This is a genomic window from Streptomyces sp. NPDC002788, from assembly GCF_053592115.1.
Genome location: NZ_JBSFVB010000004.1, coordinates 102,140 through 116,885, shown reverse-complemented (window position 1 = coordinate 116,885; position 14,746 = coordinate 102,140). Strand labels below are relative to the sequence as shown.

Sequence of the window (14,746 nt, the reverse complement as noted above, 5' to 3'; positions counted from 1 at the left end):
CGGTGTCCCAGGACGCCGACCCGACCGGCACTGCCGGAACACGCAGACCACGACGCCGCCCGACGGGGCTGCTCACCCGCAGCAGTCGTCCACGCACCGACCAAGGAGATCCCCCATTGTCGCGCCGCTTTCTCTCGGTCCTCGGCAGCCACCGCAGCAACGGGAACACCGAGTTGCTCGCGCCCCGGGCCGCGGCACAGCTGCACGCCGACATCGAGAGCGGTGCATCTCACTCCCCGAGCATCATCCCCCCGACTTCGACGACCTGCGGCACGGCACGGCGCACCCCACGCGGCCCGAGCAGGGCGACCTCGCGTTGCCGCGCGGCGAAGGCACCGCGCCGGGTGACGTCGAAAGGGCATCGATGCACCGGCGCGCGCGAGGACGTTCTTCGCCCAGGACGCGCCGCCCGCCCGATCCCCGGGCGGCTGCGCACGACCCGAGTGCGACACATGACCCGCCGCATGACCGTCTTGCCGCACCACCACGCCCCCCACCCGCATGTGCGCCGTGATGACTCGCCTCACGCCGATTCGTGCACATGACGGTGGCCGGTACCGCCATCCGCCTTCCGACGACCGAGAGAGTGGTCATGCCCCCCGAGCTCCCCGAGTCACCTGATTCTCCCCCCGAGGGATCGCCCGAGCAGTCTCCGGAGGGATTCGCGTCCGCTCCGTCCCGGCGTACGTTCATCGCGACCACCGCCGCCGGTGGGGCTGCCGTTGCGGGCGGTCTCGTGGCGGGGCCGTCCGTGTTCGGCGCCGAGCCCGCGGACGCGGCCGAAGCGCCACCCGACAGCCGCGTCTCCCTGACCGTCAACGGCAAGCGGCACACCGTCACGGTCGACAACCGGACCTCGCTGCTGGACCTGCTGCGCGAGCACCTGAACCTGACCGGCTCGAAGAAGGGCTGCAACGCCGGTGCCTGCGGCGCCTGCACCGTCCTGGTCGACGGCCGCCGGGTCAACTCCTGCCTGACCCTGGCGATCCGCCTGGAGGGTGCCGAGGTCACCTCCATCGAGGGCCTGGCCGAGGGAGACCGACTGCACCCGCTGCAGCAGGCGTTCATCGACCAGGACGCCTTCCAGTGCGGCTACTGCACCTCCGGCCAGATCATGTCCGGCGTCGGCTGCATCGACGAGGGACACACCGGCTCACCCGAGGAGATCCGGGAGTTCATGAGCGGCAACATCTGCCGCTGCGGCTGTTACGTGAAGATCGTGCGGGCGGTCGAGCAGACCGCCGCCGGCCGGAAGTGAGGCACGGTTCCCATGCATCCCTTCTCCTACACCAGAGCCGCCGGCATGCGGCAGGCCCTCGACGCGGGCCGCGCCGGCGGCCGTTACATCGCCGGCGGCACCACACTGGTCGACCTGATGCGCGAGACCGTAGAACGGCCCCGCGCACTGGTCGACATCAGCGCCCTGCCGCTGCGCGAGATCACGGTCACACGGCGCGGGGGACTGCGCATCGGCGCGCTGGTACGGATGTCCGAGGCCGCCGCCCACCGGGGAGTGCGTGCCCTGTACCCGGTGATCTCCCAGGCGCTGGAGCTGAGCGCGTCCGCCCAGCTGCGCAACATGGCGACCATCGGCGGCAACATCATGCAGCGCACCCGCTGCACGTACTTCCGTGACGTGAGCGCCGACTGCAACAAGCGCGAACCCGGCTCGGGCTGCGCGGCCCTGCACGGCGTCAACCGCGCCCACGCCATCCTCGGCACCTCCGACGACTGCGTGGCCACCCACCCGTCCGATGTCGCGGTGGCCTTCGCCGCCCTGGAAGCGACCGTGCACCTGCAGGGGCCGGCCGGTGGGCGGACCGTGCCCTTCGCCGACTTCCTGCTCAAGCCGGGCAGCACACCGGACCGCGAACAGGCATTGGACAAAGGTGAGTTGATCACTGCAGTCGAGCTTCCGCCCCTGCCTCGCCCGCTGCTCTCGGGCTACCTGAAGGTGCGCGACCGGCAGTCCTACGAGTTCGCGCTCACCTCGGCGGCCGTCGCCCTGCACATCCGTCGCGGGGTCGTCCAGGAAGCGAAGGTGGCCGCCGGAGGCGTGGGAACCGTGCCGTGGAAACTCACCGCCGTCGAGCGTGAGCTCATCGGGGAGCGGCCGTCCGACGCCCTGTGGGCCCAGGCCGCCGAACGGGCCGCCGACGGGGCCCGGCCCCTCCAGCACAACCGCTTCAAAGTCGAGTTGCTCAGACGGACCGTCGAGCGCCAGCTGCGCATCGTGGGAGGTGGCAAGTGAGCAACCAGCCGCAGGCAGCCGTCGGAGCACCGCTGTCCCGGGTCGACGGACGACTGAAGGTCACCGGCCAGGCCAAGTACGCCGCCGACCACGGCCTCGACGGCCTCGTCCACGCCGTCATCATCGACAGCACCATCGGGCGCGGCCGTATCACCGGCATCGACATCCGCGCCGCCCATGCCCAGCGTGGCGTCCTCGGCGTCATCAGCCATCTCGACAAACCCACGCTGGCCTACCGCGACAACCCGGGAAACCGGATTCCGGGCCGGCGGTTGCGCGTCTTCCAGGACGACGCCGTCCGGTTCTTCGGCCAGCCCGTCGCCGTGGTGGTGGCCACCACGCTGGAGGCCGCACAGCACGCCGCCGACCTGGTGAAGGTTTCCTACGACGCCGAGCAGCCGTCGACCGACCTGACCCGCAGCCCGGCCGTGGACGGGCCCGCGCCCTTCGCGCGGCCCTACGCACGGGGCAACGCCCCGGAAGCGCTGGGCTCCGCGGACGTCCGGCTGGAGATGACCTACCGGCTCTCACGCAACCACCACAATCCGATGGAGACGCAAGCCACCGTCGCCCGCTGGGACGGCGACAAGCTCACACTGTGGGACAAGACCCAGCACGTGATCGGCACGCGGAACGAGATCGCGGCCGTGTTCGGCATACCGCAGGAGAACGTGCGCGTCCTCTCGCCGTTCATCGGCGGCGCCTTCGGCAACGCCCTGCGGGCCTGGCCGCACGTCACCATCGCGGCCCTCGCCGCACGCGAGATCGGCCGCCCGGTGAAACTCGCACTGACCCGCAGGCAGATGTACTTCACGGTGGGCTACCGGCCCGCGTACGAGTACAAGCTCAGCCTGGGCAGCACCCGGCGCGGGCGCCTGACCGCGATGACGCACGAGATGAAGTACGAGACCTCCCGCTACGAGCAGTTCTGGGAGGCCAACATGGCGCTCGGGCAGATGCTCTACGCCGTGCCCGACGTCAGCCAGAACGTCCGGATCGTACCGCTCGATGTCAGCACTCCCCAGTGGATGCGCGGCCCCGGCTACGGCAGCGCGGCCTTCGTCATCGAGACCGCGGTGGACGAACTCGCCCACAAGCTCGGCATCGACCCGATCGAGCTGCGGCTGCGCAACGAACCGGGCGAAGACCCGTCCACGCAGAAGCCCTTCTCCACCCGGCGACTGCGTGAGTGCTTCCGTGTCGGGGCCCGTGAGTTCGGCTGGCACCGGCGCGACCCCAGGCCGCGGTCCACGCGTGACCGCGACTGGCTCATCGGCACCGGTGTGGCCACCGGCTGCTACGACGTCTTCCGGGGACAGGCCCAGGCCCACGTCAGGCTCGATGCCGACGGCACGGCGGTGATCGAGTCCGCGACCCACGACACGGGCACGGGCACGTACACCTCCATGACCCAGGTCGCCGCCGACGCCCTGGGCCTGGCCGTACGCGACGTCGAATTCCGGCTCGGCGACTCCGCCATGCCGCCGGCCCCCGCCCAGGGCGCCTCGCAGACCATGCTCAGTGTGGGATCCGCCGTTCAGGACACCTGCGACAAGCTGCGGCAGCAGGCCGTCAAGCTCGCGGTCGAGGACGAGCGCTCACCGCTGCACGGCGTCGAGGCCGACAATGTCGTGGTCCGCGGCGGACGGCTGCACGTCAAGGGCGACGCCGCGCGTGGGGAGACCTATCGGCAGCTCCTCGCCCGCAACAACCGCACCCACCTGGAGGCGCGCGGGTCGTACACCCCGGAGGCGGAGAGCCGGTTCTCGATGTACGGCTACGCCGCGATGTTCGCCGAGGTCGCCGTCGACGCCCGGCTCGGCCTGGTCCGGGTGCGGCGGATGCTCGGTGTGTACGACGCGGGGCGCATCATCAACCCCAAGCTCGCCGAGAGCCAAGCCGTCGGCGGCATGGTGGGCGGCATCGGGCAGGCCCTGCTGGAGCACACGGTCACCGACCACCGCGACGGCCGGATCGTCAACGCCGACCTCGCCGGCTACCTCGTGCCCGTCAATGCCGACATCCCGGACCTCAAGGCCGTCTACCTCGACGGAGAGGACTACAAGGCCGACCCCATCGGCGTGAAGAGCCTCGGAGAACTCGTGCAGATCGGCGTGGCACCCGCCATCGCCAACGCGGTCTTCCACGCCACCGGCCGCCGCGTCCGCGAACTGCCCATCACCGCCGAAGCCCTGCTCTGAACCCCGGACGGCAAGGGCCCTTCCCGCCACCCGGGCGGGTCCTGAGAACCGTCCCACCGACCGGCCCGCCGCCGTGCCTTCCGATCCCCCCTGTCGGCGCGGCGGCGGGCCTTCCAACCTCCCCAGGAGAGCCACTCATGCTGAACATCGCGGACACGCTGTACCGCTGGTGCCGCGAGAACCGCCCCTTCGCCCTCGCGACCGTCATCGAGGTCAGCGGCAGCGCACCCTTGCCACTGGGCACCGCACTGGCCGTGGACACCACCGGTGCGGCGATCGGCAGCATCTCCGGAGGATGCGTGGAAGGCGCCGTCTACGAGCTGTGCCAACAGGTGCTGGAGACGGACGGACCCCCGGTGCGCACCCGTTTCGGCTACTCCGACGACGACGCCTTCGCCGTGGGCCTGACCTGCGGTGGCGAACTGGAGGTCCTGGTCCAGCGGATCGACCCCGCCGGCCGGCCCCACCTCACCACCGCCCTGGAGGACGTGCTGGCCGGCCTGCCCGTCGCCGTGGCACAGGTGGTGCACGGTCCGCAGCGCCTCCTCGGCCGTACCCTGTCCGTTCTCGGGGGCGGCAGCGCGTACGACGGGACACTGGGCGACCGGAAGGAGGACCGTAGAGTGGCCACGCGGGTGCGCACGCTGCTGCGAGCGGGCCGGACCGCCCGCATCGAGATCGGCGGGGACGCCGGCACCTGCCCGGAGAAGGTGACGCTCCTGGTCCACACCCAAGCGCCCCGGCCCCGCATGCTGATCTTCGGCGCCGTCGATTTCGCCGCGGCCCTCAGCCAGGCGGGACGCTTCCTCGGCTACCACGTCACCGTCTGCGACGCCCGCCCCGCCTTCGCCACACCCGAGCGCTTCCCTCACGCCGACGAGGTCGTCGTCGACTGGCCCCATCGCTACCTGGAGCGCACAGAAGTCGATGCCCGTACCGCGATCTGCGTCCTCACCCATGACGCCAAGTTCGACATCCCCCTGCTGCGCCTGGCCCTCGGTCTCCCGGTCGGCTACATCGGCGCGATGGGCTCCCGGCGTACCCACGAACACCGCCTCGAGCGTCTGCGCGAGGCCGACGTGCCCGAAGAGCACTTCGCGTTCCTGCACTCGCCGATCGGACTCGACCTCGGCGCCCACACCCCCGAGGAGACAGCGATCTCCATCACCGCCGAGATCATCGCCCACGTCAACAGCGGCACCGGTCTGCCCCTGTCCCGCGTCCCCGGCCCCATCCACGGTTCCGTCCCGGTGGCCCCGGTGTCACCGGCCTCGGCGCCGGCCGCGTGACGGCCCGCGCCGAGGCGCTGCCCGCTCGCCGACGAGCCGCGAGAATCGAAAGGCGCTGAGGAGAGGGCCCGGCCCGACCTGCTCACCGACGACGAGCGGGTCGGCGCCCAGCGGCGTCACCCTGGCCGGACCCATGTCTCAGGCCTGCCGCTCCATCTCCCAACTGGCCAGCATCCGCAGGGCTTCCTCCGACCGGGAGCCCGGCTCCGCGTGGTAGGTGTTCAGCCGCATGGGTGCGCCCCCGGGCAGCGCCATGGGCTCGTGCACGAGGTCGAACTCTCCCACCAGCGGGTGCCGTATGCGCACGGAGTCGCCGACAGACCCGCAACTCACCTCATGCCGCTCCCACAATCGCCGGAAGTCCTCGCTCTTCTGCGACAACTCGCGGATCAGCGAGGAGAGATGTGCGTCCTCGGGACTCTTGCCGGCGTTCATCCGCAGAGCGCCGACGACTTTCGCAGCCGTGCGGTCCGGTTCGGCGAACCGGTCGCGCGCCTCGGGCGAGAGGAAGATCAGCCGGGCCACGTTCCGCTCCTGAAGCGGAAGTTGGGCCCAGTCCCCGAAGACGGCGGTGGCGAGCCGGTTCCATCCGAGGATGTCCAGGCGCCGGCTGACGACGTAGGCGGGTACGCCGAGCGCGTCGAGGAGGTGCTGGACGGTGGGCCGCAGCCGCTGCGGCGGGGGCGGGGCCTGCGGTGCGCGGTTGCGGCCGGGCTGGGCCAGCCGGATCAGATGCTCCCGTTCCTCCTCGGTCAGGCGCAGGGCGTGGGCCACGGCGTCCAGCACCTCTGCCGACATGGTTTCGCCGTAACCCTGTTCCAGGCGCGCGTAGTACGCGTATGACACTCCCGCCAGCTGCGCCAGCTCCTCGCGTCGCAGACCGGGTACCCGCCGCCGCTCGTACGAGGGCAGGCCGATGTCCTCGGGCTTGAGCCGGGCCCTGCGAGAACGCAGGAACTCCCTGAGCTCGGCGCGGCGGTCAAGTCCGGCAGTCACCTGGTCACCGGGCGCCACATGTGAAGACATCGCTGTCCTCCGTTTGTCAAACATGCTCGCAGATGGGCAGCAGCGTAGCTTCTCCGGCTGGTTGGCGCGCAGCTTGACGAGATCGGGCACCGCGTGGCACCGCCTCCACCCGGCCGGACTGCGCGCCCACGGGTACGTACCCGTCGCCGGGTCTCCAGTACTCCAGTGCGGTTTCGTGATCCGTCCAGCGGGTTCGTCGACGGATCGTCGTCTGTAGCGGCTGCGGGGGCTTTTGCCCGGTGGCGTCTGCGCCAGTTGGATTCGTGCGGCGGTCCGGCCGCGGAGGTGGCTGGTGGGCAAACGCGACGGGGAGCAGGTGGCGGACCTCCGGGACGGTCCGCGTGATCGGATCACTGCTTCGGGTGGGGCGGTGCGGATCGGCGGGCTGGTCCGCAGCCGCCCCGGCGGCGCCGGCGGCCAGGAAGGCCAGGGCGAGCTCGGCTGGTGTGATCCGGTCCGGTCACGTGCGTGCGTCCGGGTACCTCCAGGCCGACCGGGGCTGTCCCGGCCGGCCTGGGGTGCTGTTCCTTCCCGTGTGCCGGCGGGTGCCGTCAGCGCACGTAGATGTCGGGCTGTGGCGGGCGGGTCATGCCGGCGCCGAGGAAGTAGCTGGGGTGGGGCGGCTGGTTGTAGGCGGTGTTCTGCCAGGCCAGGGCGGTGCGGTACTGGGCGTCGTGGGCCAGGGTGTGCAGTTTGGTGGTCGTGGGCGTGGACGTGGCGTAGATGCGCAGGGCGTTGTTGCCGGAGTGGCGCCAGATGACTTCCTCGCGCCAGTCGCCGAAGAGGTCGCCCGAGAGCACCGGGGTGGACTTGGTGCCGTTGCTGGAGGCCACGCCGCTGCCGGTGAGCAGCCGGGTGTCGCCGCCGGTGCCGTACTTGTCGATCTGGGTGCCGTTCAGCAGTTCGCGCACCGGGTCGGCGTCCCACCAGGCGAGGAAGTTCGCCGAGGACGGGTTGCGGCCGACGTTGCCGCCGGAGGAGTTGCGCAGGTTGCTCATGTTCGGTCCGGAGCCCCAGAACTCGGCGCCCGCGTTGCCGGCGTGGATGTCACCGGCCACGCCGCGGCCCGGTCCCTCGTCGGAGCCACTGGTGGGGGTGCGGTGGATGACCTGTCCGGTGCGGGCGTCGTGCAGGTCGGAGCCGGGCTGGTTGCTCGCCTCGTGGATGGAGAAGACCTCCAGGCCGGTCCGGTTGGGCACGAAGTCGCCGACGTGCAGGGCGTCGCCGTGGCCGAAGCCCGTGGCATACATCAGGCGGCCGTTGTCGTCGATGGTCGCGGAGCCGTAGACGATTTCCTGGCGGCCGTCGGCGTCGACGTCGGCGACGGACAGCTGGTGGTTGCCCTGACCGTACGCGGCGCCGTTGCCGGAGGAGTTGGAGTCGAACGTCCAGCGCTTGACGAGCTGCCCGTTGCGGAAGTCCCAGGCGGCGATGACCGCGCGGGTGTAGTAGCCGCGGGCCATGATCAGGGACGGCCGCTGTCCGTCGAGGTAGGCGGTGCCGGCCAGGAAGCGGTCCGCTCGGTTGCCGTAGTTGTCGCCCCAGGAGGAGAGGTTGCCGCGCGGCGGGTCGTAGGGGACGGTGGACATCGCGGCGCCGGTCAGACCGTCGAACATGGTCAGGTACTCGGGCCCGGCCAGGATGTAGCCGCTGGAGTTGCGGTGGTCGGCGCTCGCGTTGCCGATGACCGTGCCCCGGCCGTCGCGTGTGGCGTCCGCCGTCTTCATGGCCACTTCGGCCCGGCCGTCACCGTCGTAGTCGTACACCTGGAACTGCGTGTAGTGCGCCCCGGCCCGGATGTTGCGGCCGAGATCGATGCGCCACAGCCGCTGGCCGCCCAGCCGGTAGGCGTCGATGTAGACGTTGCCGGTCACGCCGGACTGCGAGTTGTCCTTCGCGTTGTTCGGGTCCCACTTGACGATCAGCTCGTACTGCCCGTCGCCGTCCACGTCACCCGGGCTCGCCTCCACCGGTGTGTAACCCGAGCCGGGCGAAGAGAGTGGCACGTCGAGGTAGTTGCCGCCGGTGAAACGCAGCGAGGACTCCGAAGCCGGCTGCTCCGCGCCGTTCACCACCGCGCGCACGGTGTACGAGGCATCCGAAGGGGCGCCGTTGTCCAGGTAGTTGGTGGAGTCGGTGACCGGCGAACCGTTCACCTTCGTACCGTTGCGGTAGACGTTGAACGCCGTGTCGTAGCCCTCGGTGCCCAGCAGCCGCCAGGACACCAAGTTGTTCGAACCCGAACGCACCGAGACCAGGCCCCGGTTCAGGTCCTCCATCTGCATGGCCTCACCGGCCGGCGGATCGGGATCCGGGGCTGCGCCGCCGACCTTGACCAGCCGCCACTGCTGATTGAAGCCGTCGACGTCGTCGTACTGCGAGATCCGGGCACCGTCGTCCATCGACTGCTCCCAGACGTCCAGGGCCTTGCCGCTGTTGCGGTTGATCAGCTGCACATACTGGCTGTCGATGTCGACCACGCTGAACTGCTGATTGACGGCGTTGTTGTCCGTCCACTGCAGCAGGTTCGCGCCGTTGGCCGTGGACCAGCCCTCGACGTCGAGCACCTTGCCACTGTGCCGAGCCTTGATCCGGTAGTGCCCGTTGCCCGAATCGACGAACTGGAACTGCTGGTTGGCGGCGGTTCCAGGGGCCCGCTGGACGACCTTGGCGCCGTCGGCGGTGGAGCCTTCCGAGATGTCGATGGCCTTGCCGCTGTGGCGTGAGACCAGTTGGTAGTAGGCGGACGTGTCGATCACGGCCGCGCTCGCGCTGGACGCGGGCAGAGCGACCAGCGAGACGGCGGCCAGCAACACCGCCAGCACGAACGGGACCGGCCCGCGGGTTCTTCGCAGACTTCGGACGGACATGTGCGGCTCCTTCACGTGGGCGGGTAGGGGCTCGCGTGGTCCCCGACACCGTGAATGAAACGATTCACCCACTCCGTGCACGAGGGAGGGGTCTTGTTCTGGAGGGTGGGAGCGCTCCCAGTGAGGCTAGAAGGGGCCTTCAAGGGCGGCAAGACCTCTGCACGGGCTGAATGTGACAATCTGTTTGATCAAGTGGGTTCCCTGACGCGGGTCACGGTTGGCCGTCTCCGGCATGCGACCGATTCACGCCAGTCCGTCGACTGATCCCAACCTGGGAGTAGGGGGCGGTCGTTGCCTGATCAGCGCTGGTTTCCGCCCTGCGGCGAGACTCGGGAACCTGGCGGGCTGATGCCTTGCCGTATGCCTGGTGCCTCAGTACCGTCCTCAATTGTCAACAGAATCGGAAGAACATCAACGGATTCTCCCGGCGTCGCGACGACGAGCCGCACGCGTCGCGACGAACCCGCCCGGGCCGGACGGCGTGCCGGTCTCGTAACTCGCCGAATCCACCCCTGCGATGGCGTGCTTCTGGAGTCCCGCACAGAGGCCCCGCTTTTGTCATGGGCGCGTCCTCCTGGGTGCTCGTCCCTTGTCACGGCGGGCCGCGGACACGCCCTACACGAGGAGGAAAAAGTGCGATCACGAACCACCAAAAGCGCACCGTCCGGGAGAACCGGCTCCGGACCCCGGCGGAGAACGCCCCTGGCCTCGCTCGTGGTCGCCGTGATCAGCCTGATCAGCACCCTGGTCGCGATGCCGGCGGCGTCGGCCCAGGACAGCCCCTACCAGCGAGGTCCGGACCCCACGGTGAGCAGCGTCGCCGCCCAGAGGGGAACGTTCGCCACCGCGGAGGTCAGTGTGCCGCCCGGCAACGGCTTCAACGGCGGGAGGATCTACTACCCCACGGACACCAGCCTGGGCACCTGGGGTGCGGTCGCGGTCGTGCCCGGCTACACAGCCACCTGGAACGCCGAAGGCGCTTGGATGGGCCACTGGATCGCGTCCTTCGGCTTCGTCGTCATCGGCATCGACACCAACAGTCCCACCGACTGGGACACGGCCCGCGGTACCCAGCTCCTGGCCGCATTGGACTACCTCACCCAGCGCAGCCCGGTGCGCGACCGGGTTGATCCCCGGCGGCTCGGTGTGATGGGTCATTCCATGGGTGGCGGCGGCGCGATCAGCGCGGCCCAGCGGCGGCCGTCACTGAAGGCGGCCGTCCCGTTCGCGCCCGCCTCGTTCTCGCAGGACCTGTCCAAGGTCCAGGTGCCGACGGTGGTCATGGGCGCCCGGGACGACGGCACCATCACCCCGTCCTCCCTCGACACCCTCTACGCCACCCTGCCCGCCGGCACCGAGGGCGCCTTCGTCGAGCTTTCCAGCGGCGGCCACGGATTCCCCACATGGGGCAACTCGAACGTGACGCGACGCGTGATCCCCTGGCTCAAGATCTTCATCGACCATGACACCCGCTACACCCGGTTCCTGTGCTCGACGTTGGCGGACCCCACCGGCGTCTCCCGGTACCGGAACACATGCCCGTACCTGCCCGGCGGGCCGACGCCCCCGCCGACGGACGAGGGCCCGATCGTCGGCGCCCGGTCCGGCCGCTGCGTGGACGTGACGAACGACTCGCCGACCAACGGGACGCAGGTGCAGCTGCGGGACTGCTCGGGCCGGCCCAACCAGCAGTGGACACTCACCGGCGCCGGGGAGCTGCGGGCGTACGGAAACAAGTGCCTGGACGCCGAGGCCTCAGGTACCTCCGCCGGCACGCGGGTCATCATCTGGGACTGCCACGGCGGCTCGAACCAGCAATGGGCAGTCAACGCAAACGGCACGATCACCAGCGCCCGGTCCGGCCTGTGCCTGGACGCGTACCGGGCCGGAACCGTGAACGGCACCCAACTGGTCCTGTGGACCTGCAACGGCGGGTCCAACCAGCGGTGGGCTCACGGATGAAACGGGCGGGCCCCGCGGCCCGAAGCCGGCTCAAGCCGGAGTGCGGGGCGGCACGTCCGGCACTCCGGCCGACGCCCGGGTCTGCTCCGGGCCCGATGCGGGGCACACCGGACAGGGCCCGTTGGAGCCGCGCTCCTTTGCCGTGCCCTGTGCCCGCCTGTTCAGCCCCCGGCTCGGCCCTGCCCCCGCTCCAGTGCGGCCTGGCCCACGTCACGCCCTGCTGCTTGAGCGGGTGCTCGCCGGGCCGGCCTGGGCCGAGCGGCTGGGTGTGCTGTCCTGCAGATCTCGCCGGGCTCGCTCCGCCGGCTACGGCGCCTCGCTGCGTTGCCGAATCGCCCGGGTACGGACAAGTGCGACTGGCGATCCGGCGCCCTGCGCAGCACATCCTTCAGGCCCGGTGGGGTCTGGGGGAGACGCGAGCCGCTCCGGCATGAGCGACAGGACAAGACCCGGAAGGCTCGCTGGAACACAGTCGTGCTCCTGTTCGGGGGTGCGGAGATGAGGAGTAGGCAATGACGCGAAGACACCCTGTCCGCACGGCACTCAGCATCACGACCGCGGTCGTTCTGGCGTGCGGCGCAGCGGCATTCGGGCCGGCTGCCCCGGCCTCCGCACAGTTCGGCAAGGCCGAGATCTCGCCGATCGAGAGCGACATCAGCGCGAAATCCTGGGCGAGTGTCGACGTCAGCAGCGGGGCGTCCACCGCTGACCTGGCGATCGACCAGGACGACAAGACCGCGTGGACGGCGGATGGCACGTCCGCGAACCAGTGGCTCACTCTCGATCTGGGCGGCGCCTACGACAACGTCAGGAAGGTCGAGGTCGTCTTCCCGGGCACCGGGGCCGCCTACCAGTACGTGGTCGAGTCGTCCGCGGACGGCGACAGGTGGAACGTCATCGCCGACCACTCGGCCAACCACCAGCCCTCCCGCGGATCGGTCGACCTCTTCACCCGGCCGGGGACCAGATTCGTGCGGGTGACGTTCACGGGAGCCTCGCCCGGCGCAACCTTGGGAATCAGTGAGCTCAGCGTCTACAACTATCTGCGCGACGACCTGATCCTCGGCGCCGATGCCTCCTGGGTGGACAACGACGTCGCCGAAGGACGCAAGTATTGGGTGAGTCCGACCGAGGAGGACCAAGGCGCGGGTCCCCACCTGCTCGACGTGCTCCAGGACCGCGGCGTCGACTACGTCCGGCTGCGGGTCTTCAACGAGCCTCGCAGCGAATCCTCGGGCGACGTACTGGCCGTCCCGTACCAAGGCCCCGAGCGGTCACTCGAGGTGTCCAAGTGGATCAAGGCCGAACGGGACATGGGCCTGGGGATCGACCTCCACTACGCGGACTCGTGGGCCGACCCGGCCAAGCAGCCGAAGCCGCGGGCGTGGGCCCGGCTGGAGTTCGACGACCTGACCCAGGCGGTGTACGACTACACCTACGACTACGTCGGGCAGTTGATCGAGCAGGGCACGACGCCGGACAAGGTCGCCATCGGCAACGAGATCGTCAATGGCTTCATGTACGGCAGTGAGGCGGCGTTGATCGGCACCACAGATCCGGCGTACTTCCGCAACCAGCCGGAGATCTACCGGTCGAAGCCCGGCGGTGGCCTGCTCTGGAAGTACTGGGGCTCCGACGACCCGAAGGAGCAGCGGCTCTACGAGGAGGCGTGGGACCGGTTCACGACGCTGTCCGCGGCGGGGATCCGCGCGGTCCGCGACGTGTCGTCCGACCACGGCGAGGACATCGACGTCGAGACGCACATCATCATCGGCAAGGACCGGCGCGCCAAGACGCTCGAGTTCTGGGATCAATACCTGACCCGGGTCAAGGCCAAGGGCGCCGACCCGGATGTTCTCGCCCATTCGTACTACCCGGAGTGGCACGGTTCGCCGGACCACTACGAGTCCAACCTCAACGCGGTGGCGGCGGCGCACCCGGGGTACGAGATCGAGATCGCCGAGACCTCGTACCCGGCGTCGGGCGGCGGCGGGGCCCCCATGCCCAACTCGACGTACCCGCGCACCGTTCAGGGCCAGGCGGACGCTCTCCAGCGCGTGTTCCAGATCGCCAACGACATCCCGAACAACCAGGGCCTCGGCGTGCTGGCGTGGGAGCCGGCGAGATGGCAGTCCATGTTCACCGCCGTACCGGGCATGACGCGCACCTGGGAGCCGAACGCGTCGATCGACATCTTCACCAAGAGTCGCGCGTCCCACGTGGTGGAGGACACCGTGTACGCGTCCGCACTGGTCGGCGACGAGGTGGCGCTGCCGGATTCGGTGCGGGCGCTGACCATGGCCGATGGCTCGACCGAGCCGGTCCCGGTGGAATGGGACCCGGTACCGGACGGCGCCACCGACAAGGCCGGCCGGCTCACGGTCCGCGGCTCGACCGAATACGGTCCGGTGACGGCGATGCTCGACGTGGTCGAAACGTATGCCGGCCTCGACTGTGACCGGGTGATCAACGGCCTGCATGCCGGGCCGTTGACGGTGACCGAGGGCGTGACCTGCCTGGACGGAGCGACGGTGTCGGGCCCGGTGTCGGTGCGTGCCGGTGCCTCGCTCCAGGCGGACGGTGCGGTGATCGCCGGCCCGGTGCGGGCCGACGGCGCGGCGGGGGTGGTGATCTGCGACAGCCGGATCTCCGGCCCGGTGACGTTGGCCGGGACCTCCTCGGTGACGATCGGCAACCCGGTGCTGGCTTGTGCTCCGAACACGATCAGCGGCCCGGTGACGGTGACGCGGACGCACGGGTGGAACGTGATCGCCGGGAACACGATCAACGGCCCGTTGACGTGCGGGGGAAACGCTCGGCCACCGGTGAACAACGGATCTGCCAACAAGGTGAGTGGTCCGAAGTCGGAGCAATGCCGCGACCTGTAGCGATCTGACGTCCGGCTGTTTCGGGGCGCTGCCGGGCCGGGAGGCCGGGCCCGGCAGCGCGCTCACGGACCCCGCGACACCGCCGGCTGTCTCGGCGCGTTGTCGGCTCCGAGGGTTTTCAGCACACCGATGGCGAGGTGCAAAGGGTCGCCAGGGCCCGTGGTGCGGTCCCCGCGTGGACGGTGGACGCGTCCTCGGCGAAGGTCACGTCCCTGATGATCAGGGTCCGGACTCCGAGTCGGGAAAGTGCCTCATGAGG

The 14,746-nt window shown here is 70.1% G+C and carries 8 protein-coding genes; 6 read left to right on the top strand and 2 right to left on the bottom strand.

Translation table 11 applies throughout. The annotated features are described in order from the left end of the window. The first annotated feature begins 592 nt into the window (after nt 1-592). From ACWD1U_RS09540 to ACWD1U_RS09525, 4 genes are all read left to right on the top strand, one after another. A complete protein-coding gene (locus ACWD1U_RS09540; protein WP_451105968.1) occupies nt 593-1,258 on the top strand; it encodes a (2Fe-2S)-binding protein in 666 nt (221 codons plus the stop codon). Nucleotides 1,259-1,270: 12 nt separating this feature from the next. Beyond that, entirely contained in the window at nt 1,271-2,251 is a 981-nt protein-coding gene (locus tag ACWD1U_RS09535) for an FAD binding domain-containing protein (protein WP_451105966.1), read from the top strand. After that, nucleotides 2,248-4,452, top strand: coding sequence for a xanthine dehydrogenase family protein molybdopterin-binding subunit (locus ACWD1U_RS09530; RefSeq protein ID WP_451105965.1), 2,205 nt, complete (start codon nt 2,248-2,250; stop codon nt 4,450-4,452). Before ACWD1U_RS09535 ends, ACWD1U_RS09530 begins: the two co-directional genes overlap by 4 nt. A gap of 137 nt (nt 4,453-4,589) precedes the next feature. Further along, nucleotides 4,590-5,741, top strand: a complete 1,152-nt coding sequence (locus ACWD1U_RS09525) for an XdhC family protein (RefSeq protein ID WP_451105963.1) — start codon at nt 4,590-4,592, stop codon at nt 5,739-5,741. A 138-nt stretch (nt 5,742-5,879) separates the two neighbouring features. Here ACWD1U_RS09525 and ACWD1U_RS09520 read toward each other — a convergent pair whose 3' ends face one another. After that, entirely contained in the window at nt 5,880-6,767 is an 888-nt protein-coding gene (locus ACWD1U_RS09520; protein ID WP_451105961.1) for a helix-turn-helix domain-containing protein, read from the bottom strand. Nucleotides 6,768-7,318: 551 nt separating this feature from the next. Continuing rightward, nucleotides 7,319-9,637, bottom strand: a complete 2,319-nt coding sequence (locus ACWD1U_RS09515; RefSeq protein ID WP_451105959.1) for a rhamnogalacturonan lyase family protein — start codon at nt 9,635-9,637, stop codon at nt 7,319-7,321. A 723-nt stretch (nt 9,638-10,360) separates the two neighbouring features. Between ACWD1U_RS09515 and ACWD1U_RS09510 the strand changes: the two genes are divergently transcribed. Further along, entirely contained in the window at nt 10,361-11,599 is a 1,239-nt protein-coding gene (locus tag ACWD1U_RS09510) for a poly(ethylene terephthalate) hydrolase family protein (protein ID WP_451105957.1), read from the top strand. Nucleotides 11,600-12,111: 512 nt separating this feature from the next. After that, on the top strand, nt 12,112-14,487 hold the full coding sequence (locus tag ACWD1U_RS09505) for a glycosyl hydrolase 53 family protein (protein ID WP_451105956.1): 2,376 nt from the start codon (nt 12,112-12,114) through the stop codon (nt 14,485-14,487). Nucleotides 14,488-14,746: the final 259 nt, after the last annotated feature.